We start from the raw sequence: 23,637 nt of genomic DNA on the forward strand, positions 1-23,637 counted from the left end.
CCCGGCCCATTCCCCCATTGCCACAAGAAGCAGTCTGGCCCCGCCGCTCACGCGGCGGGGCCAGAACCCAAGATCTTCACGAGCCTTCTAGGGTCCGTCACCGGCGTTCGCCCGCACGGGATTTCGCGTAGGCCTCCGCCGCACCGCCGGTTTCCGGCCAACTCGTGTCGTTCGCGTACTGGACCTTCGTGTGCGGACCGGATTGGGCTACCGTGAAATGGTTGCCAAGCGAAACCGATTCACCCCACGGACCGAGGTGCCCACCATGCAGGTGATCATCGATCAGGACCGCTGCTGCGGCTCAGGCCAGTGCGTGCTCACCGTGCCCGCCGTCTTCGACCAGGGTGAGGAGGACGGACTCGTCCGGCTGCTCCAGGAGAGCCCAGGGCCTCAACTCGCCACCGACGTCAGGCTCGCGGCGGCGCTCTGCCCGGGCAACGCCATCACCGTGCACGGCGACCCCGGCTGATCCGGACCGGCCGGACTCCACCCAGTTGGAAGGAGCACAGCCGCATGACCACCGACACCCCGACCGCCCGGCCGGACGATGCGACCGACACCACCACCACCACCGGCTCCGACACCTCCACCCGGGCGGCAGCCCCCCTCGCCGTGCCGGCCGCCCACGGCGGCTGCCCGTTCGACCCGCCGCCCGCCTACCAGGAGGCCCACCGCGAGGGCCCGATCACCCGGGTCTCCCTCTGGGACGGTGCCCCCTGCTGGCTGCTGACCGGCTACCGACACACCCGGGCCGTCCTCGGCGACCACCGCTTCAGCGCCGACGCCCGGGTCCCCGGCTTCCCGTTCCTGGTGCCCGGACGGCGTGAGCTGATCACCCGCACCACCCCCAGCTTCCTGCGCCTCGACGACCCCGAGCACGCGCGTCAACGGCGCATGCTGACCGGCGACTTCATCATCAAACGGGTGGAGGCGCTGCGCCCGCGGATCCAGCAGATCGTGGACGAGGCGCTCGACGCGATGATCGCCAAGGGCGGGCCCGCCGACCTGGTGCAGGAGTTCGCCCTGCCGGTGCCGTCCCTGGTGATCTGCCTGCTGCTCGGAGTGCCGTACGCCGACCACGAGTTCTTCCAGCGGCACAGCCGCACCCTGCTGGACATCCGGGTGGACATCGACCGGGTCGACGCCGCGCAGCGGGCGCTGACCGACTACCTGGGCGACCTCGCGGACCGCAAGCGCCGCGAGCCCGACGACAGCGTGCTCGGCCGGCTCGTCGCCCGCGACGAGCTCACCCGGGCGGAGGCGGCGGCCATGGGGCTGCTGCTGCTCGTCGCCGGCCACGAGACCACCGCCAACATGACGGCGCTCGGCACCCTGGCCCTGCTGCACCACCCCGAGCAGGCGCAGCGGCTCAGGGCGCAGCCCGAGTTGATCAAGGGTGCGGTCGAGGAGCTGCTGCGCTACCTGACCATCGTCCACCTGGGCCTTCCCCGGGTCGCGCTGGAGGACGTGGATCTGGACGGCACCCTGATCCGGGCCGGCGAGGGCGTGCTGTGCATGGTGTCCACGGCCAACCGCGACGCGGGGATGTTCGAGGACGGCGACCGGCTGGACGTGACCCGGGACGCCCGGCGCCACCTGGCCTTCGGCTTCGGGATCCACCAGTGCCTCGGTCAGCCGCTGGCCCGGGCCGAGCTCCAGATCGCGCTGGGCACGCTGCTCCGGCGGCTGCCCGACCTCCGCCTGGCGGTGCCCTTCGAGGAGGTGGAGATCCGCGAGGAGTCGCTGGTCCACGGCCTGCGGGAGCTGCCCGTCAGCTGGTGACGCGGGCCGGCGGCGGGTCGGGCGGCGCCCCGCCGCCGTCCTCAGGCGAGCAGGTTGACGGCGGCCCGGAAGACCCCCGGCAGCCCGACCGCCGCCGGGACGATCCGGGTGGCCAGCGCGGGCTGCTGACGTGCCCACAGTAGCCCGCCCGTCAGCAGGCGGTAGCTGCGCGAGGCGCGCCGCCAGGCCCGTTCGTACTCCTGCGGGCGCCCCGCCGCGACGCACCGCACCAGCGCCTCCGCGGAGGCGAGCGCGACCGACAGTCCCTCGCCGGTCAGCGCGTCCAGGTACCCGGCCGCGTCCCCGACCAGCAGGACCCGCCCCCGTACCCGGGCCCGGACCCGCTGGCGCAGCGGCCCGGCGCCACGGACCGGCGTGCGCGCCGGGGCACCCGCCAGCCGGGCGGCCAGGACGGGGAACCGGGACAGCTGTTCCTCGAACGGCGCGCGGTCGCCGGTGAGCAGCGCGACGCCGACCAGGTCCGGCGCGAGCGGTGTCACGTACGCCTCGGCGTGCGCCGACCAGTGCACCTCGACCGACCCGCTCCACGGTTCCACCGCGTAGTGCCGGCGCAGCCCGTACCGGCTCGGGGCGGCCGGGTCGGGTGGCCGGTGCAGGCCGAGGGCGCGGCGGGTGGGCGAGTGGAGGCCGTCGGCGGCCACCAGGTGCCGGCAGGTCAGCCCGGCGGCCCGCACCGAGAACGCGCCCTGGTGGAACTCGCGGACCGGGACGGGCAGCACTCGCACGCCGAGGTCGTCGGCGCGCCGGGCGAGCGCCGCGTGCAGGGCGGTGCGGCGCACACCCAGGCCGGGCCCGGTGCGGAAGGCGGCCTCGGCGCCGCGGCCGGTGTCCGCGTCCAGGTAGCGGATGCCGTGGAAGGGCCGGCCTGGCACGCCCACCCCGAGCCGTTCGAGGGCGCGGACGGCGGACGGCATCAGGCCCTCGCCGCAGGCCTTGTCGACCGGGGACGGCCGGGGTTCGGCCACCACGGCCTCCAGCCCGGCCCGGGCGGCCCCGATCGCGGTGGCCAGCCCGGCGGGGCCGCCGCCGACGACCAGCAGGTCGATCACGCGGGCGCTCCCGGCCCGGCCGCCGCCGCCGGGCCGCCGCCGAGTGCCTCGTCCTCGCAGCGGATCCGGACCCGGAGCAGCGCCAGGTCGAGCAGGGTGAAGCAGAGCGCGGTGACCCAGGCGGTGTGGACCAGTGGCAGGGCGAAGCCCTCGACCACCACCGCCAGGTAGTTGGGATGGTTCAGCCACCGGTAGGGCCCGGCGGAGACCAGCGGCAGGCCGGGCACCACGATCACCCGGGTGTTCCAGCGGGTGCCGAGGGTGCCGATGCACCACCAGCGCAGCCCCTGTGCGGCGAGGGCCAGCACCAGCATCGGCCAGCCCAGGGCGGGCAGGAACGGCCGGTCGGCGAGGGCGGGTTCGAGGAGGCAGCCGACCAGCAGGGCGGTGTGCAGCAGCACCATCGGCGGGTAGTGGCCGCGTCCGTGCTCGGTGCCGCCGAGGGCGAGGCTCCAGGCCGCGTTGCGGCGGGCGACGACCAGCTCGGCCAGCCGTTCGAGGGCGACCAGCAGGATCAGGACGGTGTAGGGAGTCATCGGCAACTACCAGCGCAGGAGGACGAGTTCGGAGGCGAAGCCCGGCCCGAGGGCGAGCATCAGCCCGTACGAGCCGGGCGGCGGTGGGCGCAGGTCGAGCGTGTCGCGCAGGATGTGCAGGACCGAGGAGGAGGACAGGTTGCCGACCGCGGCGAGCGACCGCCGGCTCAACTCCAGTGCGGTGTACGGCAGGTCGAGCGAGTCGGCGAGGGCGTCCAGCACCTTGGGGCCGCCCGGGTGGCAGATCCAGGCCGTGACGTCGCGGGGTTTGAGGTCGTGCCCGGCGAGGAACGCCTCGACCTCCTGGGCTACGTGCAGCCTTACCAGGGAGGGGAGTTCGGCGCCGAGCACGATCCGGAAGCCGGTGTCGACGACGTCCCAGCCCAGCTGGTGCTCGGTACCGGGGTAGAGCCTGCTGCGGGTGGCCAGCACGGTCGGCCCGGTGGCGGACGCGTGGCCCGGGTGCCCGGAACCGACCGCGAGCAGGGCGCCGGCGCCGTCGCCGAACAGGGCGCCGGCCACCAGGTTGGCGGCGGAGCCGTCGGAGCGCTGGAGGGTGAGCGAGCACAGCTCGGTGGAGAGCAGCAGCCCGACGCCGTCCGGGTTCCCGGCCAGGAAGTCGTGCAGCCGGGCGACCCCGGCGGCGCCGGCCGCGCAGCCGAGGCCGAAGACGGGGATCCGCCGGACGTCCGGCCGCAGGCCCAGGCGGCCGGCCAGGCGCGCCTCCAGGGAGGGCGCGGCGATGCCGGTGACGGAGGTGGAGATCACCAGGTCGACCGCGTCGGCGGTCAGTGCGCACTGGGCCAGCGCGCCGGTCACGGCCTGCTCGCCGAGCTCCAGCGCGGCGGCGATGTACGCGTCGTTGGCCCGGCCGAATCCGCTCAACTCGGCGTACTGCGCGAGCGGGAGCGCCAGGTGGCGGGTGTCGACCCCGGCCGAGGTGTGCACGCGGTCGAGCACGGCCCGGCCGCTGTCGGCGGGTAACCGCAGGGCCGTCGCGAACGTGTCCGCCAGCTCGCTCTGCCGGTACCGGTGCGGCGGTACGACGCCCGTCACTGCCACGATTCGGGTCACCGACCCAGCATAGGGATGTCGCTGACATACCCTCATCAATCGGTTGAACCGGGCGCGTCCCGCCCTACCATCGGGGGATGTCGAACGAGAGCGCGGCTGCCGCGGTCCTGCGTCCGGGTGCGCTGCTGAGGGCCTGCCATCCGGCTCCGGCGGCGGCGGTGACGCTGTTCGCGACGGCACTGGCGGTGTCCTGCGGCCGTGGGGTGCCGGGGTCCGTCTCGGTGGGGGCGGCCGTCGCGGCGGGGCAGTTGTCGGTCGGGTGGAGCAACGACCTGGTCGACCGGTGCCGGGACCGGGACGCGCGGCGGCGGGACAAGCCGCTCGCCACCGGGGAGTTGGACGCGGCCGCGGTCCGGACGGCCGCGCTCACCGCACTGGTCGTGTGCGTACCGCTCTCGCTGGCGAGCGGTCCGGCCGCGGGGGCGGCCCACCTGGCCGGTGTGGCCGCCGCGTGGGCGTACAACCTGGGGCTGAAGCGGACGGTACTGTCCTGGGCGCCGTACGCGCTGGCGTTCGGGCTGCTGCCGGCCCTGGTCACGCTGGGGCTGCCGGGTGCTCCCCGGCCCTACCCCTGGGTGGTGCTCGCGGCCGGACTGCTCGGCGTCGGCGCGCACTTCGCGAACGTGCTGCCCGATCTGGACGACGACCTGGCGGCCGGTGTCCGGGGGCTGCCGCAAAGGCTCGGGCGGGCCGGGGCCGGTGCGGCGGCGGCCGTGCTGCTGGCGGCGGCGTCAGCCGTCCTGGTGGTGGCACCGCCGGGCCCCGCCGGTGCGGCGGGCCGCGGCGCGCTGGCGGCGACCGCGCTGCTGGTGCTGCCGGCCCTGCTGCTGCCGCGCGGCCGTTGGCCGTTCCTGGCGGCCCTCGGGGTGGCGGCGATCGACGTGGCCCTGCTGCTGGCCCGCGGTTCGGCCCTGGCCTGAGGGAGGGAGGGGGCCAGGGCCGAACCGTGGGAGCTCGGGACCGTGACGCCACCGGGCGGTGGCGCCGGTCGGGTCAGGAGGCGGGCATCAGCACGGTGTCGACGATGTAGACGGTCGCGTTGGCGGTCTGGACGTTGCCGCACAGCACCTTGGAGTTGCCGTTGACCGTGTAGGCCTGGCCCGCGCCGGCCACCTTGAGGTCGGCGCCCTCCAGCGTCTTGTGGGCGCCGGCCAGGTTCGCGGGAGCCAACGGGGCGGGCGCCACGTGGTAGGTGAGCACCTTGGTCAGCTTGTCCTTGTCGGCCAGCAGCGCCTTCAGCTGGTCGGCGGGGACCTTGGCGAAGGCGTCGTTGGTCGGTGCGAAGACGGTGATGTTCTGCGCGGAGTTGAGGGTGTCGCCGAGCCCGGCCGCGGTCACGGCACTGACCAGGGTGGACAGCATCGGATTGTGGGAGGCCGCGGTGGCGACCGGGTCCTTGGCCATCCCGGCGAAGCTGCCCGAGCCGTCCTTCGGCACGGCCGCGCAGGCGGCACCGAACGGCGCGTCCGCCCCGCCGGCGGCCTTCGGGGCGGTCGACGGTGCGCCCGCCGCCGCCGGGGCGGCGGCCTGCGGGGCCGCGGGCGCCGCGGCGGGCGCGCCGTAGCCGGAGGAGCTGTCGCTGCTGCACGCGGTGAGGCCGAGGGCGAGCGTGCCGGCGGCGAGCAGGGTGGCGACGGACTGGATGCGGGTGACGAACATGGCAACTGCTCCTTGGATGGCGGTTGATGAAGGGAACATCGGTGACGTGAGGCGGTCCGGGCAAGGCGGTGCCGTCGCGCGGACTTCGGGGGACTTCGGGTACTGCGGGGAATCCGGGTCGAGGGACTCGGGGGCAGGAGGGCTCAGGGGGCTGGAGGGCTCAGGGGGTTCAGGGGGCTGGAGGCCTCAGGGGGTTCGGGGAGGGTTCAGGTGACGGTGACCACCGTCGAGTGCCAGCCGGTGGCTCCGGCGGGGAAGGGGGCCGCTCTGGCCTCGGGCTGGACGGCGCCGCCGGCGTCGGTGGCGCGGACCTCGATCCGGTGGGTGCCGGGGCGGGCACCCGTCCAGTCGTAGCTCCACTGCCGCCAGAGGTCGGGTCCGGCATCGGTGGCCAGCCGCGCCTCGGCCCACGGCCCGCCGTCCACCCGGACCTCCACCGCCGCGATGCCGCGGTGGGTGGCCCAGGCGCTGCCGGCGACCGTCACGTCCCCGGCCGGCACCCGGGCGAAGGCCGCCGGGACCTCGATCCGGGAGGCGGTGCGGACGGTGCCGGTGCGGTCCCAGCCGCGCTTGACCCAGTAGGGGTCGTACGCGGCGAAGGTGGTCACCTCCAGGTCGACCAGCCACTTGGTGGCCGAGGTGTACCCGTACAGGCCGGGCACCAGGCTGCGGCACGGGAAGCCGTGCGCGACCGGCAGCACCTCGCCGTTCATGGCGACGGCGAGCAGGGCTTCCCGGCCGTCGAGCAGGGCGTCCAGCGGGGTGCCGATGGTCATGCCGTCCTTGGAGCGGCCCACCAACTGGTCGGCGCCGGACCGGACTCCGGCCTGCCGGAGCAGGTCGGGCAGGGAGACGCCGAGCCAGCGGGCGGTGGACGCGTAGGGGCCGCCGACCTCGTTGGAGACGCAGGTGAGCGTGTAGTCCAGCTCCTGGAGCGGGCGCCGCAGCAACTCGTCGAAGCCGATCGTCACGGGGTGGTCTACCAGGCCGTGCAGCCGCAGACTCCAGTCCCGGGGGTCGATCCTCGGGAGGGTGAGCGCGGTGTCGACCCGGTAGAAGTCGGCGTTGGGCGTGCGGAACGGCGCCAGACCGGGAACCCCGGGGTGGGCCGCCGCCGGCGGCGGCGCCAACCGCACGGCGGGGGCGGGCAACCGGACGGCGTCCCGGGCCGCGCTCACGTCGTAACGGCTGTCGGCGTAGGTACGGCCGCCGAACCCGGAGAGCGCGGCGAGGGCGACCGTGCCGCCGGTGGCGGACAGCACCGCGCGCCGGCTCGGGCCGGCCGGCTCCGGTGCCGGCACGGCGGTCGCCGTCCGCAGCAGCCGGGCCAGCACGACCATCGCCGCCGCACCCACCACCCCCGCCGCCGCCGAGGGCAGTGCGTCGGCGGGGGTGGCGGTGGACCGTGACAGCGCCGCCCAGACGCCGACCGCGCCGAACGACGCGACAACCGCCCCGCCGAGAGCCGGCCGGCGGGCCGCGAGCACGCCGGCCAGCGCGGCCAGCGCGGTCATGGTCAGGTAGATCCCGCCCAGGAGCACCGGCTTGTCGGCGGTGCCGAACGTCCGGACGGCGTACTCCTTGAGCGGAGTCGGCGTCAGGTCGATGGCGGCGGAGCCGACGGCGATCACCGGCGCGCTGTCCGGGCCGGTGAGGGCGGCGGCGAGCTCGCCGATCCCGACGGCCGCGGCGGCGGCCGCCAGTCCGGTCCCCGCGGCTGCCGCCGCGCGGGCCGCGCGGCTGCGGCGGCTTCGCGGAGCGGCGGCGATGGCCGGGTTCGGGGTGGGCGTCTCGGTGGTCACGTCCTGCATTCGGTGCCGCGGGCCGGGCGGATGGGTGCGAATTTCGACATCACTTCGACGAGTGAACGCGAGCCGCATCGTGCCTGGTTGACGGCGTGTGACGGCAAGTCGACCGCTGCCTGGGCGGGTTCACGGAAGCAGTCGGGCCCGTTCGGTGATGTTGCGCGCCATGCCGCCGAACACGAAGGAGTGGAACGGGGCGACGGACCACCAGTACACGTGCCCGGCCAGGCCGTGCGGGTGGAACAGTGCCCGCTGCCGGTAGACGGTGCCGCCGTACCCGTCGTCGTCGACCCGCAGCTCCAACCAGGCCAGCCCGGGCAGCCGCATCTCGGCGCGCAGCCGCAGCAGGCTGACCGGCTCGATCTCCTCCACCCGCCAGAAGTCCAGCGAGTCGCCGACCCTCAGCCGCTCCGGGTCGCGCCGGCCGCGGCGCAGGCCGACCCCGCCGACCAGCCGGTCGAGCCAGCCGCGCACCGCCCAGGCGAGCGGGAAGGAGTACCAGCCGTTCTCGCCGCCGATGGACTCGACCACCCGCCAGACGGACGCCGGGGCGGCCGAGACCTCGCGCTCCTTGAGGTCCTCGTACAGGCTGCCGCCGGCCCAGTCGGGGTCGGTCGGCAGCGGGTCGCTGGGCGCGCCGGCCAGCGAGGCGGAGGACCAGCGGGTGGTCACCTCGGCGTCCTGGATCCGCTTGAGGGCCAGCCGGACGGACCGCTCGAAGCCGATCAGCCCGCCGGGCGGGTCGGGCACGTACCGGGCGATCTCGTGCTCGTGGCAGACCACCTCGTGCCGCAGCGACTCCACCAACGGCCGGGCGATCGAATTGGGGACGGGTGTGACCAGGCCGACCCAGTGGCTGGACAGCCGGGGGGTGAGGACGGGTACCGGGACGATCAGACGCTTCGGCAGGTCGGCGATCCGGGCGTAGCGGAGCATCATCTCGCGGTACGTCAGCACGTCCGGCCCGCCGATGTCGAAGGGCCGGTTGACCTCGGGCGGCAGGCCGGCGGCCCCGACCAGGTAGCGCAGCACGTCCCGGACGGCGATCGGCTGGATCCGGGTGTCCACCCAGTTCGGCGTGACCATCACGGGCAGCCGCTCGGTGAGGTGGCGCAGCATCTCGAACGAGGCCGAGCCGGAGCCGATGATCACCGCGGCGCGCAGTTCCGCGGTCGGGACGCCGCTCTCCCGCAGCAGCCGGCCGACCTCGGCGCGCGAGCGCAGGTGCGGGGAGAGCGAGTCGGGTGCGGCGCCGGGCGGCACCAGCCCGCCGAGGTAGACGATCCGGCGCACGCCGGCCCGGGCCGCCGCGTCCCCGAACGCCCGGGCGGCCTCGCGGTCGCGCTCCTCGAAGGCCGGGCCGGTGCCGAGCGAGTGCACCAGGTAGTAGGCGACCTGGACGCCGTCGAACACGCCGGCCAGGGTCTCGGGGCGGGTGACGTCCGCCCGCGCGGTGTCCACGTCGGCCCGCCACGGGTAGTCGCGGATCCGGCCGGGATCGCGGACCAGGCAGCGCACCCGGTGGCCGGCCGCCAGCAGTTCGGGGACCAGCCGTCCGCCGATGTATCCGGTCGCGCCGGTGACCAGGCAGAGCCTGCCGCCGGTGGGTTCGTCCGTCATCTCGTCTCCCGTGGCCGGGGCTCGCGCGGGGGCCGGGGCCGGGCTAGAACGCGTAGCGGATCCGCAGCCACGGCGCGTGCCGTTCGACCAGGGCCCGGAGCTCCGCGACGGCGGTGGCCTTGCGGCCGGCCCGGTAGCGGACGTTCAGGCCGCCGTTCTGCGAGCGCTTCGGCTCCTGGAGCTCCGGACGCCACAGGACCTCCTCGGCCCTGGGGTGCCAGCCCAGGTTGACGTGGTGCAGTTCCTGGTTGTGGGTGAGCATGATGATCTCGGCCGCGGCCTGCGCCTTGACGGCGGGCGGCAGGATGTCGTCCATCCGGCGCAGCAGTTCGGCCCAGTCCCGTTCCCAGCCCTCCCGCAGGACGACCGGGGACAGGTTGAAGTGCACCTCGTACCCAGCCTCCTGGAAGTCCGCCGCCGCTGCCAGCCGGTCGGGCACGGTGGCGGCCCGGACGTCCAGCAGCCGGGCGTCGGCGGGCGGCATCAGGGAGAACCGGATCCGGGTCCGGCCGCGCGGGTCGAGGTCCAGCAGGTCCCGGTTGACCCACTTGGTCGCGAACGAGGCCTTGGCGCCCGGCCAGTGCCGGAAGGCCCGGATCAGGTCGGCGGTGTTGTCGCAGACCAGGGCGTCCACCGCGCAGTCGTTGTTCTCGCCGATGTCGTAGACCCAGGCCGTCGGGTCGCACTGGTTGGGCTCCGGCTTGCGGCCCTGCCGGGCGATGTGGCGGCCCAGGTATCCGATGATCCGGTCGATGTTGGTGAACACGGTGATCGGGTTGGCGTAGCCCTTGCGCCGCGGCACGTAGCAGTACGCGCAGGCCAGCGCGCACCCGTTGGCGGAGCTCGGGGCGATCCAGTCGGCGGACCGGCCGTTCTCGCGGGCGGTGAGCGACTTCTTGACGCCGAGCACCAGCACCTCGCTCTTGATCCGGGCCCAGCGCTCCACGTTGCCCGCGTTGCCGTGCAGGTGGGGGATCTGCCAGTGCGAGCCGACCTCGATCAGCCGGGCCCCGGGAAACCGCTCCAGCACCTGCCGGCCGCGGGGCGAGGCCGCGGCGGCGGGTTCGGCGTAGATCTCGCGGACGTCGAGCAGGTGGCGGGGGCGCTGGTCGGCGGGCACGGCGGGTGGGTCCTTCCGGGGAGAGCGGGGCACAGCCTATTCGTCGCCCGGCCGCCCGCCGATTGGTGGGATTTCCTGGTAAAAGCGGCGCGTCCGGTCCATGATCGGACGAAATCTCCGGACCGCGGCACCCATCCGTCCCGGAGTCCGCTACGAACAACCGGTGCCGGAGGCTCTGCGGAGCACCCGGCCGCGCCCCGCCGTCCTCCCGGAGGTCCCCCATGCCAGCCGCCTACCCGATGGACCCGACCCGGGCCCGTCCGCCGCGACCGGTGGTCCGGGCCGCCGACCGCCGCCCGGAGGTGGGCCGGTGAACACCGTCGTGCACCTCTCCGGTCCGCACCGGCGCGGCCCCGACCTGCAGGAGCTCGTCGCCCGGGTCGCCTTCGGGGACCAGGACGCCTTCAGCCGCCTGTACGACGTGGTGGCCGGCCCGGTGCTCGGGCTGATCCGCCGCGTACTGCGCGACCCCGCCCAGTCGGAGGAGGTCGCCCAGGAGGTCCTGCTGGAGGTCTGGCGCACCGCCGCTCGGTACCGGCCGGAGCGGGGCGAGGTGATGCCCTGGGTGCTGACCATGGCGCACCGCCGCGCCGTCGACCGGGTCCGGGCCGCCCAGGCGGCCGCCGACCGGGACCAGCGGGCCGCCGCCCAGGCGCACGCCCCCGCCTTCGACGAGGTCGCCGAACAGGTCGAGGGCCGGCTCGAACGCGAGCAGGTCCGGCGCTGCCTGCAAGGGCTGACCGAGCTCCAGCGGGAGTCGGTCACGATGGCGTACTACCGGGGATACTCCTACCGGGAGGTCGCCGACATGCTCGGTTCGCCGCTGGGCACCGTCAAGACCCGTATGCGCGATGCCCTGATCCGGCTGCGCGACTGCCTGGGGGTGGGATCGTGACGACCGCTGCCGACCTGCACACGCTCACCGGTGCCTACGCGACCCACGCCCTCGGCGAGGCCGAACGGCACGCCTTCGAGCAGCACCTCTCCCAGTGCCCGGCCTGCGAGCAGGAGGTCCGGGAGTTCACCTCCACGCTGGCCCGGCTGGGTGCGGCCGAGGCCGTCGTGCCGCCCCACGAGATGAAGGCCAGAGTGCTGGCCGGCATCGGCACCGTCCGCCAGCTCGCCCCGGTCTCCTCGGAGCCGGACCAGGACGGCGCGGGCCGCCGCCCCGGCAGGCTGGCCCGCCAGTGGCCCAAGCTGGCGCTGGCCGCCTCGGTGGCCGTCGCGGCGACCCTCGGCGGCCTCGCCTACCAGCAGCACGACCGGGCCGAGCAGGCCATGGCCGAGGCGGCCGCCCTCCAGCAGCAGCAGGCCCGCTTCAGCAGCCTGCTCACCGCCCCGGACGCCCGCACCAGCACCGGCACGGCCGGCGGCGGCGTCGGCACGGTGGTCTGGTCGGAGACCCTCGGCCAGGCCGGCTTCCTCGCCTCCGGGCTGCCGACGCTGCCCCCGGACAAGGCGTACGAGATCTGGTTCAACGACGCCGGCACGATGCGTCCCGCCGGACTGCTGCCCGGCCCGGACGGCTCGCTGCTGCTCGCCGGCGGCATCCAGGGCGCGGCGGGCATCGGCGTGACCGTCGAACCGGCGGGCGGCTCCGCGCACCCCACCGGCTCCCCGATGATGCTGCTCGACTTCACCTGACCGGCCGTCGGGTGAGCCCCTGACCGAAGGCCACCAATCCGTTTCCCCGTGTGCTCCGAATGGCTGGTGGAACGCAAGTGGCAGGACCGGGCCCGTACGGGCCCGGTCCGGATCGACAGGGGTGCACGTGACCATGCCGCAGACTGCCCGAGCAGCCTGGATCCCGGCCGGCCGCCGGGCCGGCGGGCCGCGCCGGATCGCCGTGATCGGCAGCGGCGTCGCCGGGCTCACCGCCGCGTACCGGCTCCAGAGCGGCGGCGCCGAGGTCGAGCTGTTCGAGGCGGACGACCGGCTCGGCGGCCACGCCCACACCCAGGAGGCGGTCGGCGCCGACGGCCGGACCGTCCCGCTGGACACCGGATTCCTGGTGCACAACCGCCGCACCTACCCCAACCTGGTGCGACTGTTCGCCGACCTCGGGGTCCAGACCCGCGAGAGCGAGATGAGCATGTCGGTGCGGTGCGACGGCTGCGGGCTGGAGTACGCGGGCTCCCGCGGCCCGGCCGGGCTCCTCGCCCAGCCCACCGCGCCGCTGCGCGGCCGCTACCTGCGGATGCTCACCGAGGTCCCGGTCTTCCACCGCCGGGCCCGGCGGCTGCTCGCCGACCCGGCGGCCGGCGACCCGACGCTGCGCGAGTTCCTCGCCGCCAACGGCTTCTCCCCGTACTTCGTCAGCCACTTCATGACGCCGGTGGTCTCCGCGGTCTGGTCCTGCGCGCCGGACCTGGCCGGCGACTACCCGGCCCGCTACCTGTTCGCCTTCCTCGACAACCACGGGATGCTCAGCGTCACCGGCTCGCCCACCTGGCGCACGGTGGTCGGCGGCTCCCGCGGCTACGTGGCGAAGATCGCCGAACGGCTGACCGCCGTTCACCGCGGCGCCCCCGTCCGCGCGGTCTTCCGGCACCCCGACGGCGCCCAGGTGATCACCGAGGACGGCCGGCGCACCGAGGCCGACGCCGTCGTCGTCGCCACCCACCCCGACCAGGCCCTCGCCCTGCTCGCCAACCCCAGCGCCGCCGAACGCGAGGTGCTCGGCGCCATCCACTACTCCCGCAACCCCACCGTGCTGCACCGCGACGCCTCCCACCTGCCCCGCGCCGTCCGGGCCCGCGCCTCCTGGAACTACCGGATGCCCGACTGCACCGGAGCCGCCGACCAGGTCCAGGTCAGCTACCACCTCAACCGGCTGCTCGGCCTGGACACCGCCGAGGACTACCTGGTCACCCTCAACGAGGACCCGGCCAGGCCGATCGACGACGAACACGTGCTCTCCCGCACCGTCTACCGCCACCCCATCTACACCCAGCAGGCTCTCGCCGCCCAGCGCCGCCTGCCCGAACTCAACACCGGCCGCACCGCGTTCGCCGGGGCCTACCACGGCTGGGGCTTCCACGAGGACGGCTGCCGCTCCGGCCTCGCCGCCGCCGAGGCCCTCGCCGGGGTGACCGCGCCGTGACCCCCGCCGCCCTGCCCGGACCGTGGGGAGCGGCGCTGTACGAGACCACCACCACCCACGTCCGGACCGCACCGCTGCGGCACGCCTTCCGCCACCGCGGCCTGCTCTGGCTGGTCGACCTGGACGCCCTGCCCAGGCTGCCCGCCCCGCTGCGCCCGCTGGCCCGGTTCCGGGCCGCCGACCACCCCGGTGACCCCCGGCTCACCCTGCGCCAGAACCTCGACCGCTACCTCGCCGGCGAAGGCGTCGACCTCGGTGGCGGCCGGGTCCTGATGCTCACCCAGGCCCGCTCGCTCGGCCACGTCTTCAACCCGATCACCGTCTACTGGTGCCACACCCCCGACGGCCGCCCCGCCTGCACCGTCGCCGAGGTGCACAACACCTACGGCGGCCACCACCGCTACCTGCTGCACCCCGACCCGGACGGCCGGGCCGCCACCCCCAAGGAGTTCTACGTCTCGCCGTTCTTCCCGGTCGACGGCGGCTACCGGATGCGTCTGCCCCGGCCCGCCGAGCGGCTCGACCTGACGATCCACCTGGAGCGCGCCGGCGGCCGCCCGTTCACCGCCACCGTGCACGCCACCCGCACCCCCGCCGGGCCCGCCGCCCTGCTGCGCGCCCTCCTGCGGCACCCCTTCTCCACCGTCGCCGTCTCCCTGCACATCCGCTACCAGGGCATCCGGCTGCTGCTGCGCGGCCTGCCCGTCCAGCCCCGTCCCGCCGCCCGGCCCCCGGCCCAGGAAGAGGTACCCCTCCCGTGACCCAGCAAGCCTTCCGACCCGTCCACCACCGGCCGGACCAGGTCGACGCCCTGCGCTGGCCCGACGTCGCCCGCGTCCCCGACGTCCCGCTGCGCGCCGCCGTGGCCGAACGCCTGCTGCGCCGGGTCGCCCGCCGCCGCGGCCTGCGGGTCGAACTGCCCGGCGGGGGCGTGCTGGTACCGGCCGGCCCGGGCGCGCCCGTGCTCACCCTGAACCGGCCGGACGCCTTCTTCCACCGGGTCGGCGCCACCGGACTGATCGGCTTCGGCGAGTCCTACCAGGCCGGCGACTGGGACTCACCCGACCTGGTCGGCCTGCTCACCGAACTCGCCACCGCCCCCGAGACCCTGGTGCCGACCGGCGCCCAGTGGCTGCGCCGACTCTACGTGCAGCGCCAGCCCGAGGACGAGCTGCCCTCCACCGCCAACTCCCGGCGCAACATCAGCCGCCACTACGACCTCTCCAACGAGCTGTTCGCGCTCTTCCTCGACCCGACCATGACCTACTCCTCGGCGGTCTTCCCCACCGGCCCCAGCGGCCTCCCCTCGGCCGACTGGGACACCCTGCCCGCGGCCCAGCACCGGAAGATCGACCACCTGCTCGACCTCGCCCGGGTCGGCCGGGGCAGCCGGGTGCTGGAGATCGGCACCGGCTGGGGCGAACTCGCCCTCCGGGCCGCCGCCCGCGGCGCCCGGGTGGTCAGCCTGACCCTCTCCGAGGAGCAACTCGCCCTCGCCCGGCAGCGGATCGCCGACGCCGGCCAGAGCGACCGGGCCGAGGTCCGGCTGTGCGACTACCGCGCCGCCGAGGGCGAGTACGACGCCGTGGTCAGCGTGGAGATGATCGAGGCGGTCGGACGGCCGTTCTGGCCCGCCTACTTCAGCACCATCGACCGGGTGCTCGCCCCCGGCGGCCGGGCCGCCCTGCAGGCCATCACCATGCCGCACGAACGGATGCTCGCCAGCAGCGAGACCTACACCTGGATCCTCAAGTACATCTTCCCCGGTGGCCTGATCCCCTCCGTCCGGGCCATCGCCCAGACCGCCGACCGCTACACCGGCCTGCGCCTGACGCACTGCCGGCCCTACGGCCCGCACTACGCCGAGACCCTGCGGCTGTGGCGCGAACGCTTCACCGAACGTGCCGACGAGGTCGCCGACCTCGGCTTCGACCAGGTGTTCCGCCGCATGTGGGAGCTGTACCTGGCGTACTCCGAGGCCGGCTTCCGCACCGGCTACCTGGACGTCCAGCACCTCCTGCTGACCCGTGAGGGGGCCACCCGATGAACCCCGCCGCGGCCGCCCGGCTCGCCCCGCTCATCGGTGAACTGCTCGGCAGCCCGCTGCCGTTCCGGCTGCGCGCCTGGGACGGCTCGACCGCCGGGCCCACCGACGCGCCCACCGTCATCCTGCACAACCGCCGCGCGCTGCGGCGCCTGATCTGGCAGCCCGGCGAACTCGGCCTCGCCGACGCCTACATCAGCGGCGACCTCGACGTCGAGGGGGACCTCGCCACCGGCCTCGCCCGGATCCGCCGGATGCTGGCCGGACACGTCACCGTCCGCCCCGCCCCCCGGGACTGGCCCCGGCTGCTCACCGCAGCCGGCCGCCTCGGCGTCCTCGGCCCCCGACCGCCCGCGCCCGCCACCCGCGCCGCCGTCCGCGGCGAACGGCACAGCCGGGCCCGCGACCGGGCCGTGATCAGCCACCACTACGACCTCTCCAACGAGTTCTACGAACTGCTGCTCGGGCCGGCCATGGCCTACTCCTGCGCCTACTGGACACCGGAGGCCACCACCCTCGCCGAGGCGCAGGCCGCCAAGTTCGACCTGATCTGCCGCAAGCTCGGCCTGCGCCCCGGCATGCGGCTGCTCGACGTCGGCTGCGGCTGGGGCGCCCTCGCCGTCCACGCCGCCCGGCACCACGGGGTGCGGGTCACCGCGGTGACCCTCTCGCGGCAGCAGCACCGCTTCGCCGAGTCGCTGGCCGCCGAGGCCGGTCTCGCGGACCGGATCGACGTCCGGCTCCAGGACTACCGTGAGCTCGCCGACGGCGCCTTCGACGCGATCAGCTGCGTCGAGATGGGCGAGCACGTCGGCGACCGCGAGTACCCGGCCTTCGCCGCCCGGCTGTTCGCGCTGCTGCGGCCCGAGGGCCGGCTGCTGGTGCAGCAGATGTCGCGCGGCCGAGGCACCCCCGGCGGCGGCGCCTTCATCGAGACGTACATCGCCCCGGACATGCACATGCGGCCGGTCGGCGAGACGGTCGCCCAGCTGGAGGACGCCGGGCTGGAGGTCCGCCAGGTCGAGGCCCTGCGCGAGCACTACACCCGCACCATCGACGCCTGGCGGCGCACCCTGGAGGAACACCGGGAGGAGTTCGTCGCGCTGGTCGGCGTCCCGACCTTCCGGCTCTGGCGGCTCTACCTGGTCGGCAGCTCGCAGGCGTTCGGGCAGCGCCGGATGGGCGTCGATCAGATCCTCGCCGTCCGCCCGACCCCCGACGGCTCGGCGGCCGTCCCCGCCACGCCCGCGCAGTGGTACGGGTGAACGGCGTAGCCTTCGCGGTCAACCTCGCGGCCACCTTGGCCGCGGCGCTCGCCGTGCTGGTCGCCGCCTTCGCGGTCGGCCTGCGCACCGGCCGGCACCGCGGCGTCGACATCGCCTGGGGCCTCGGCTTCGCCGCGGTCGCGCTGGACGGCTACGGCCTGTCGGCCGGCCACGGCGACGCCGGGCGCCGCGCCCTGGTCACCGTGCTGGTGGTGATCTGGGCCGTCCGGCTGTCCGCCCACATCGCCCGGCGCTCCCGCGGCGCCCCCGAGGATCCGCGCTACGCGGCGATGCTGGCCGAGGCGCCGGCGGGCGGCGAGCGGTGGTACGCGCTGCGCAAGGTGTACCTGCTCCAGGCCGGGATCCTGTGGTTCGTCTCGCTGCCCGTCCAGGCCGCCCAGTACCTGCCGGACCGGCTCGGACCGGCGGCCTGGGCCGGCACCGTGCTGTGGGCGGTCGGCCTGTTCTTCGAGGCGGTCGGGGACCGGCAGCTGGCCCGCTTCAAGGCCGACCCGACGAACCGGGGCCGGGTGATGGACCGCGGCCTGTGGCGCTACACCCGCCACCCCAACTACTTCGGCGACGCCTGCGTCTGGTGGGGCCTGTTCCTGTTCGCCGCCCAGGACCCGATCGGCTGGGCCTTCCTGCCCAGCGTGCTCCTGATGACCTGGCTGCTCGCCTACGGCAGCGGAAAACCCCTGCTGGAACGGCAGATGAGGGAGAGCAAACCCGGCTGGGCCGCGTACGCCGCCCGCACCAGCGGCTTCTTCCCGCTGCCGCCGCGGCGCGGCCCCTCCCGGGCCGGCTGACGACCGTGCCCGCCGCCCCGGACGGGGGCGGCGGGCACCTGGACCGGCCGGGGATCACCGACCCGCGGCCGCCACCGTGAAGACCGTTCCGCCGCCCATCGGCCCGGTCCGCTCCGGCGCCGTGATGTCGGCCCAGGACGACCAGGTGCCCCGGGTGTAGTCACCGTCGGCGCTGTACACGCCGCCGCTGTTCGTCCCGCTCGCGCCGCCCGTGACGGCGTACAGGTGCAGGGTGTTGCCGGTGGCGGCGGCGGAGATCCGGCTGACCGAGCCGCCCAGCCCGGTCGCCGCCGACACGTCGGCCCAGGTGTTCCAGTCGCCGCCGGCGTAGTCGCCGGTGATCTGCTGGACCCGCCCGCCCGACACGGCCAGCACGTGGAACCTGCTGCCGATCGTGGCCGTGGCCAGCTCGGTGACGCCGCCCGGCCCGCCGCGGTACGCGGTCAGGTCACCGCTGCTCCACGTGCCGCGGGTGTAGTCGCCGTCCGCGATCCGCAGGTGGCCGTCGGCGCCGAGCGCCGCCACGTGCAGGGCGTTGCCGACGGCCGAGGCCGCGATCCGCGTGACCGGGCCCGGCAGGTGGGCCTCGGCGCTGATCTCGCCCCACCCGCTCCAGGTCCCGGTGTCGTAGTCGCGGGTGGCCTCGAAGACCCGCCCGCCGGCCAGCGCCACCACGTGCAGGGTGTTGCCGATGCTGGTCGCCGCCACCTGGTCGACCGACAGGTTGCCGCCGGGGGTGGCGAGCGCGGTGCCCGTCGGCCCGCTGCGGATGATGTTCTCCCACGGCCGCCACTCGAAGGTGCCCGCCTGCCACTCGGCGAGCTGGATCCACCCCGACGCCGTGCTGCGCACCGCGTGCAGGTCCCCGTTGCGGGTGTAGGCGGCGGCCAGCCGGGTGGTCCGGTCGAACCCGAGGGTGGTGTTCAGCCAGGTGAGGGCGTTCATCCGGTACCAGGTGCCGCTGGTGTAGTTGACCTGGTTGTCGGAGAGCGCGTCGTCGAGTCCGGCGATCACCCGGACGCGCTCACCGCTGATCTGGTCCTTGTGCATGCGGTCGTAGTCGACGTCGAGCACCTGGCCGACGGACGCCGTGCGACCGCCCTCGTCGGTCTCGGTCAGCGTGATGGTGTACCGGCCGGGCGCGGCGTAGGTGTGCGCCGGTGAGGCGCCCGGGACGACCGCCGTGCCGTCGCCGAAGTCCACCTTCCAGCCGTTGACCGCCCACGGGCCGGTGCTGCCACCGGTGTCGACCGTGTAGGACAGCGGCCCGTTCGGGTTGACGACCAGCGACGGGACCAGCGGACCCGGCGTGCCCACGGTGACGGCGGAGGACGAACCGCTCACCCGGGCGCCGAGCTCGTCGGTGGCGACGACCGTCGGCCGGTACACCCCGGGGGAGGCGTAGGCGTGGTCGGCGGTGGCCTGTCCGGTCACCAGGGCCGGCGTCCCGTCCCCGAAGTCGTAGGTGTAGGTGAGCTTGGTGGGCCAGGCGTTGACGGCCGTGGGGGTCACCCGGGCGGTGAACGGCGCCGGGCCGCGAGGACTGGGGACCTGGGCGCCGGAGGACACCGCGGTGACGCTCCTCAGCCCCTTCAGCTCGTAGGCACCGCGGTCCCGGCCGGTGCTGCCGGGGGCGTTGGGGAGCAGCGGATCGTCCAGCGGGGGTGTGCCCAGGAGGTCGGTCGGCAGCGCGCCGGGCGCCGCCGGGTCGGCCGCGTCGACGGCCGCCGTGGCGGCCTCGGTGACCACGTTGGCCGTCGGGAGGGCCTTGGTGTCGAAGGCGATGTCCTGGTCGACGTCGTGGGCGCCCTGGCCGGTCGCGCCGGCGAAGTCCTTCGGCGACCGGTAGGCCGTGCCGGCCCAGGTGTACGCGGAGGCGTTCGGGAACGGGTGGACGACGTTGTGGTCCACCGTGCTGCCGGTGGTGGAACCCGCCGAGACGGAGACCTCGGTCCCGTCCTGCTCGGCCCCGCAGGCCGGCGCGACGCCGACGGCGAGCGAGTCGGCGTTGTGCCCCGTGAGGACGTTGTTCGCCACCACGGCGCCGGCGGAGGCACCGTCCAGCACGACGCTCGGGCCGCAGACGAAGGCGACCGTGTTGTGCACGACGACCGGCCCCGACGCGTCGGTGACCCGCACCCCGCCCAGCGTCCGGGAGAGGTCGTTGGTGGTCACCAGGGTGTCGCGGGCGCCGCCCTCGACGGTGACACCGCCGGATCGGTGGAAGCGGTTGCGGCTGACCGTCACGTGGTCGCCGGGCCCGGACACCCGGACCGCCGGGTCCCCGGCGCCGAACTGGTTCCCGTCGAGCGTGACACGGCTGGATGCGGTCACCGCGACCGCTTCCGACGTGCCGCGCAGGTTGAACCCCTGGACGACGACGTCGTGCACACCGGAGAGGACGAACGCCCGGCCGGTCGCGCCCACGAGGGGCAGCGGGCCCTGCGTGCCGGTGCCGCCGACGAAGGTGATCGGCTTGGCGGGGGTGCCGGAGCGGGTCAGGTGGACCTCCTCCCGGTACTGCCTGTTCCCGGCCACCCGTACGGTCTGGCCGGGTTCGACCAGTGCCGCGGCCGTGGCGATGTGGCAGAACGGCTCGGCCGAGCTGCCCGGACCGGTGTCGGAGCAGCGGGTGGCGTCGGTGTCGACGTACAGCGTGGCCGGGGAGTCCGCCTGCGCGGGAGCGGGGACGCCCAGCACGGTGGTGGCGACGGCGGCCGAGAGGCCGAGGGCGCGGCGAATGCGCACGGGAGGTCTTCCTCCGGGGAAGGTGAGGGCGGGTCGCTCGGCAGCTGTGCTCCGCTGTCCGCCGGGCGGTCGGCGCCGTCCGGATCCGGTCCGGACGGCGCCGTGGGTGGCGCGGGCCGTCAGCGGCCGTCAGCGGCCGTCAGCGGCCGGCGGCGGCGACGGTGGTGACGGGTGCGAGGGAGGTGTGGGCGTCGGGCGAGGAGACGTCGCTCCAGGCGGACCAGCGGCCGGCGGTGTAGTCGCCGTTCGCGTTGTGGACGTGGCCGTTGCTGACGCCGTACAGGTGGAGGGTGTTGCCCGTGGTGGCGGCGCTCAGCCGGGTGACCGAGCCGCCGAGGCCGGTGGCGTCGGAGACGTTCGCCCAGTTCGTCCAGGTGCCGGCGGTGTAGTCGGCGGTCGCCTGGTGGATGCTGCCGCCGGCCAGGGCGAGCAGGTGGAACGAGCCGCCGATCGAGGCCGCCGAGAGCTGGGTGACACCGCTCGGGCCGCCCCGGTAGGCGGTGAGGTCGCCGTTGGACCAGGTGCCGCGGTCGTAGTTGCCGTCGGCGATCCGCAGGTGACCGTCGGTGCCGAGGGCGGCCACGTGCAGGCTGTTGCCGGTGGTGGCGGCGGCGATCCGGGTGACCGGGAACCGCAGGTCGGTGGCGGCCGTGACCTCCGCCCACTCGGACAGGCTGTGGATGCCGAAGTCGTAGGTGACCTGGTAGATCCGGCCGCCGGCGAGGGCGAGGACGTGCAGCTTGTCACCGATGGTGGCGGCGGCGACCTCGGTGACGGTCTGGTTCCCGAACGGCGAGGTGCGCGGGATCGTCGCCCACGGCGACTGCCAGTGCAGGTCGGACGGGCGCCAGTCGGCGACCTGGACGGAGTTCCCGAGGGCCCGGACGGCGTGCAGGTCGCCGTTGGCGGTGTAGGCCGCCGCCATCGACGGCGTGTTCTTGACGGTGTGGTCGGCCTCCAGGTCCGCCAGTCCGGCGAACGGCTGCCGGGTGCCGCGGGTGTAGTTCAGCTGCCCGGCGAAGATGCCGCTGCCCGAGGTGCCGGCCAGCACGTCGACCCGCTCACCGGTGAGCAGGTCCTTGTGGTGGTCGTCGTACTCGGCGGTGAAGCCCTGGCTCGTCGACGCCGTCCGCCCGGCCTCGTCCCTCGCCGTCACCGTCACGGTGTACGTGCCGGGACGGGCGTAGACGTGGTAGCCGGAGGCGCCGGTGGCGGTGGTTCCGTCACCGAAGTCCGTGGTGTAGCCGCTGACCTGCCAGGGGCTGCCGTCGGCGGCCGCGTTGACCTGCACGCTGAGCTGTGTGGTGCCCGGGACGGCGGTGAGGGTGGGCCGCAGCGGTCCGTCCGCGTTGACGGCGATCCCCGGGACGAGCGGGTCGCCGACCACTCGTCCACCGAGGTCGTCGGTCACGGTGACGGTCGGCTTGTAGACGCCGACCGTGGTGTAGACGTGGTCGACCGTGGTCGCGGTGGTCACCAGGGGGGTGCTGCCGTCGCCGAAGTCGTAGCGGTAACCGAGCTTGGTGGGCCAGGCGTTGACCGGCTCGGCGACGAGGCGCGCGGTGAACGGCGCCGGGCCCGTCGGGGTGGGGACGGTGGCGCCGCCCGCCCGGAGGGAGACGCTCCGCAGCCCCTGGAGCTCGTAGGCGCCGCGGTCACGGAAGCCGACCGTGCCGGAGTGGGCTACCAGCGGGCTGTCCAGCGCCGCCGTGCCCGTCAGGTCGGTGGGCAGTGCCCCGGGGGCCGACGGATCGGCGGAGTCGATCGCGGCGAGCGCCTGGTCGGTCAGCCGGTCGGTCATCGGCTGGCCGGCGAGCTCGAACTCGACGTCCTGGTCGACGTCGTGGCGGCCCTGGCCGGTGGCGGCGTTGAACGCCGCGGGCGTCGCGTACGCGGTGCCGGACCAGCTGTACACGGCGGCCCCGGGGCGGGGGTGGACGACGTTGTGGTCGACCGTGGTGCCGGCGGTGGAGCCGGCCGCGACGGAGACCTCCGCGCTGCCGGGGCCGCCCTCCGGGCCGCAGTCCGGCCCGGCGCCCATGGTGAGGTCGCGCTCGTTGTGGCCGCTCAGCACGTTGTTCTCGACGACGGCCCCGGTGGAGGCGCCCTCCAGGGCGATGCCGGGGCCGCAGGAGAACGCGACGGTGTTGTGGACGGCCACCACGCCGGGGGCGTCGGTGGCGAGGACGGCGCGGCGGGTCCGGGCGAAGTCGTTGGTGGTGATCACCGTGTCGCGGACGCCCGCCTCGACGGTGACCCCGTGGTCGTCGTGGAAGTGGTTGCGGCTGACCGTCACGTGGTCGCTCTGACCGGAGATCCGGATCGTGCCGGTGCCGTTGTAGCCGTCCGAGGGGGTCCCGTCGACGGTGACCCGGCTGGAGTCCTCGACGGCCACCCGGTCGCCGTCGCCGCGCAGGACGATCTGCCGCAGCACCACGTCGTGCACGCCGCTCAGCACGAAGGCCCCGGTGGCGGTGCCCACGACGGCCGAGTCGTCCCGGCCGGGAAGCCCGCCGACGAAGGTGATCGGCTGGTCGGGCGTGCCGGACCGGGTCAGCCGCACCTGCTCCTCGAAGACCCGCCCGGGCGCCAGCTGCACGGTCTGGCCGGGCACCACCACGGCCGCGGCGGCGGCCACGGTGCAGAAGGGCACGGCCTGGGTGCCCTGGCCGCTGTCGGAACAGTGGCTCCGGACGCCGTCCACGTAGAGGGTGGTGGCGGGGGCGGCGAAGGCGGGGACCGGGCCGGCCAGCAGGGCGGTGGCCACTGCGGCGGTCAGGCCGAGGGTACGGCGTATGGGCAACGTGGTGCTTCCGTCCGGGTGCTGAGTCCACGACAGACGCCGTGGTGGTGGAGAACCGGCCCAGTTTTCCAGAACCCGTTCGCACGCGTCGAGTGGGGGAGGGCCCCGGTGGATCTCACCTTGATCACGTTTGCCCGCAGGGGCCGCCCGGGACGCCTGAGATGCCCGAACCGCCCGAGATGCCTGAACCGCCACAGAC

At 74.8% G+C, this 23,637-nt stretch carries 19 protein-coding genes; 10 read left to right on the forward strand and 9 right to left on the reverse strand.

What is annotated here, in order from left to right:
• Positions 1–265: 265 nt before the first annotated feature.
• Positions 266–469 carry a ferredoxin gene (locus tag ACIOFR_RS23365; protein ID WP_401000288.1) on the forward strand — a complete coding sequence of 68 codons (204 nt, stop codon included), beginning with the start codon at positions 266–268 and terminating at the stop codon, positions 467–469.
• Between the two features lie 44 nt (positions 470–513).
• Positions 514–1,782 carry a cytochrome P450 gene (locus ACIOFR_RS23370; RefSeq protein WP_401000290.1) on the forward strand — a complete coding sequence of 423 codons (1,269 nt, stop codon included), beginning with the start codon at positions 514–516 and terminating at the stop codon, positions 1,780–1,782.
• A gap of 41 nt (positions 1,783–1,823) precedes the next feature.
• On the opposite strand, the gene ACIOFR_RS23375 is transcribed toward ACIOFR_RS23370, so the two are convergent.
• From ACIOFR_RS23375 to ACIOFR_RS23385, 3 genes are read right to left on the reverse strand one after another with little or no spacing between them, the layout of a single operon-like run.
• On the reverse strand, positions 1,824–2,852 hold the full coding sequence (locus tag ACIOFR_RS23375) for an NAD(P)/FAD-dependent oxidoreductase (RefSeq protein WP_401000292.1): 1,029 nt from the start codon (positions 2,850–2,852) through the stop codon (positions 1,824–1,826).
• Positions 2,849–3,388, reverse strand: coding sequence for an isoprenylcysteine carboxyl methyltransferase family protein (locus tag ACIOFR_RS23380; RefSeq protein ID WP_401000294.1), 540 nt, complete (start codon positions 3,386–3,388; stop codon positions 2,849–2,851). Before ACIOFR_RS23380 ends, ACIOFR_RS23375 begins: the two co-directional genes overlap by 4 nt.
• Before the next feature lie 6 nt (positions 3,389–3,394).
• Positions 3,395–4,462, reverse strand: coding sequence for a type III polyketide synthase (locus tag ACIOFR_RS23385; RefSeq protein WP_401000296.1), 1,068 nt, complete (start codon positions 4,460–4,462; stop codon positions 3,395–3,397).
• Positions 4,463–4,539: 77 nt separating this feature from the next.
• Here ACIOFR_RS23385 and ACIOFR_RS23390 point away from each other — a divergent pair, with 77 nt between their 5' ends.
• Complete coding sequence (locus ACIOFR_RS23390; RefSeq protein WP_401000298.1) at positions 4,540–5,382, forward strand: UbiA family prenyltransferase; 843 nt, start codon at positions 4,540–4,542, stop codon at positions 5,380–5,382.
• Between the two features lie 73 nt (positions 5,383–5,455).
• Here the strand turns inward: ACIOFR_RS23390 and ACIOFR_RS23395 are convergent, their stop codons facing one another.
• The 4 genes from ACIOFR_RS23395 to ACIOFR_RS23410 all read right to left on the reverse strand — a co-directional run bounded on the left by ACIOFR_RS23395 (position 5,456) and on the right by ACIOFR_RS23410 (position 10,666).
• Positions 5,456–6,121: a fasciclin domain-containing protein gene (locus ACIOFR_RS23395; RefSeq protein ID WP_401000300.1), complete on the reverse strand. Its 666-nt coding sequence runs from the start codon at positions 6,119–6,121 to the stop codon at positions 5,456–5,458.
• A gap of 206 nt (positions 6,122–6,327) precedes the next feature.
• Positions 6,328–7,932, reverse strand: coding sequence for a molybdopterin-dependent oxidoreductase (locus ACIOFR_RS23400; protein WP_401000302.1), 1,605 nt, complete (start codon positions 7,930–7,932; stop codon positions 6,328–6,330).
• A 120-nt stretch (positions 7,933–8,052) separates the two neighbouring features.
• Positions 8,053–9,546, reverse strand: coding sequence for an SDR family oxidoreductase (locus ACIOFR_RS23405; protein WP_401000304.1), 1,494 nt, complete (start codon positions 9,544–9,546; stop codon positions 8,053–8,055).
• A gap of 43 nt (positions 9,547–9,589) precedes the next feature.
• Positions 9,590–10,666 carry a spore photoproduct lyase family protein gene (locus tag ACIOFR_RS23410; RefSeq protein ID WP_401000306.1) on the reverse strand — a complete coding sequence of 359 codons (1,077 nt, stop codon included), beginning with the start codon at positions 10,664–10,666 and terminating at the stop codon, positions 9,590–9,592.
• A gap of 310 nt (positions 10,667–10,976) precedes the next feature.
• On the opposite strand from ACIOFR_RS23410, the gene sigK reads away from it, so the two are divergent.
• The 7 genes from sigK to ACIOFR_RS23445 all read left to right on the forward strand — a co-directional run bounded on the left by sigK (position 10,977) and on the right by ACIOFR_RS23445 (position 17,887).
• Positions 10,977–11,561 carry an ECF RNA polymerase sigma factor SigK gene (sigK, locus tag ACIOFR_RS23415; RefSeq protein WP_401000308.1) on the forward strand — a complete coding sequence of 195 codons (585 nt, stop codon included), beginning with the start codon at positions 10,977–10,979 and terminating at the stop codon, positions 11,559–11,561.
• Complete coding sequence (locus ACIOFR_RS23420) at positions 11,558–12,310, forward strand: anti-sigma factor domain-containing protein (protein ID WP_401000310.1); 753 nt, start codon at positions 11,558–11,560, stop codon at positions 12,308–12,310. The genes sigK and ACIOFR_RS23420 overlap by 4 nt, the downstream gene beginning before the upstream one ends.
• 133 nt (positions 12,311–12,443) lie before the next feature.
• Positions 12,444–13,769: an NAD(P)/FAD-dependent oxidoreductase gene (locus ACIOFR_RS23425; protein WP_401000312.1), complete on the forward strand. Its 1,326-nt coding sequence runs from the start codon at positions 12,444–12,446 to the stop codon at positions 13,767–13,769.
• Positions 13,766–14,530, forward strand: coding sequence for a DUF1365 domain-containing protein (locus tag ACIOFR_RS23430; protein ID WP_401000314.1), 765 nt, complete (start codon positions 13,766–13,768; stop codon positions 14,528–14,530). The genes ACIOFR_RS23425 and ACIOFR_RS23430 overlap by 4 nt, the downstream gene beginning before the upstream one ends.
• The gene (locus tag ACIOFR_RS23435) at positions 14,527–15,816 is read left to right on the forward strand and encodes a class I SAM-dependent methyltransferase (RefSeq protein ID WP_401000316.1); all 1,290 of its coding nucleotides are present in this window, start codon (positions 14,527–14,529) and stop codon (positions 15,814–15,816) included. Before ACIOFR_RS23430 ends, ACIOFR_RS23435 begins: the two co-directional genes overlap by 4 nt.
• Complete coding sequence (locus ACIOFR_RS23440) at positions 15,813–17,078, forward strand: class I SAM-dependent methyltransferase (RefSeq protein ID WP_401000318.1); 1,266 nt, start codon at positions 15,813–15,815, stop codon at positions 17,076–17,078. Before ACIOFR_RS23435 ends, ACIOFR_RS23440 begins: the two co-directional genes overlap by 4 nt.
• A complete protein-coding gene (locus ACIOFR_RS23445) occupies positions 17,075–17,887 on the forward strand; it encodes a DUF1295 domain-containing protein (RefSeq protein WP_401000320.1) in 813 nt (270 codons plus the stop codon). The genes ACIOFR_RS23440 and ACIOFR_RS23445 overlap by 4 nt, the downstream gene beginning before the upstream one ends.
• Positions 17,888–17,941: 54 nt before the next feature.
• Here ACIOFR_RS23445 and ACIOFR_RS23450 read toward each other — a convergent pair whose 3' ends face one another.
• Positions 17,942–20,635: a PKD domain-containing protein gene (locus tag ACIOFR_RS23450; RefSeq protein ID WP_401000322.1), complete on the reverse strand. Its 2,694-nt coding sequence runs from the start codon at positions 20,633–20,635 to the stop codon at positions 17,942–17,944.
• Between the two features lie 139 nt (positions 20,636–20,774).
• Complete coding sequence (locus tag ACIOFR_RS23455) at positions 20,775–23,438, reverse strand: PKD domain-containing protein (RefSeq protein ID WP_401000324.1); 2,664 nt, start codon at positions 23,436–23,438, stop codon at positions 20,775–20,777.
• Between the last annotated feature and the right edge of the window lie 199 nt (positions 23,439–23,637).

It is taken from the genome of Kitasatospora sp. NPDC088346 (assembly GCF_044740765.1).
Lineage (GTDB): Bacteria > Actinomycetota > Actinomycetes > Streptomycetales > Streptomycetaceae > Kitasatospora.

Coding starts and splice junctions, on each gene's coding strand:
- ACIOFR_RS23365 (WP_401000288.1), top strand. CDS start 266: ATGCAGGTGATCATCGATCAGGACCGCTGCTGCGGCTCAGGCCAGTGC.
- ACIOFR_RS23370 (WP_401000290.1), top strand. CDS start 514: ATGACCACCGACACCCCGACCGCCCGGCCGGACGATGCGACCGACACC.
- ACIOFR_RS23440 (WP_401000318.1), top strand. CDS start 15,813: ATGAACCCCGCCGCGGCCGCCCGGCTCGCCCCGCTCATCGGTGAACTG.
- ACIOFR_RS23425 (WP_401000312.1), top strand. CDS start 12,444: ATGCCGCAGACTGCCCGAGCAGCCTGGATCCCGGCCGGCCGCCGGGCC.
- ACIOFR_RS23395 (WP_401000300.1), bottom strand. CDS start 6,121: ATGTTCGTCACCCGCATCCAGTCCGTCGCCACCCTGCTCGCCGCCGGC.
- ACIOFR_RS23405 (WP_401000304.1), bottom strand. CDS start 9,546: ATGACGGACGAACCCACCGGCGGCAGGCTCTGCCTGGTCACCGGCGCG.
- ACIOFR_RS23380 (WP_401000294.1), bottom strand. CDS start 3,388: ATGACTCCCTACACCGTCCTGATCCTGCTGGTCGCCCTCGAACGGCTG.
- ACIOFR_RS23400 (WP_401000302.1), bottom strand. CDS start 7,932: ATGCAGGACGTGACCACCGAGACGCCCACCCCGAACCCGGCCATCGCC.
- ACIOFR_RS23390 (WP_401000298.1), top strand. CDS start 4,540: ATGTCGAACGAGAGCGCGGCTGCCGCGGTCCTGCGTCCGGGTGCGCTG.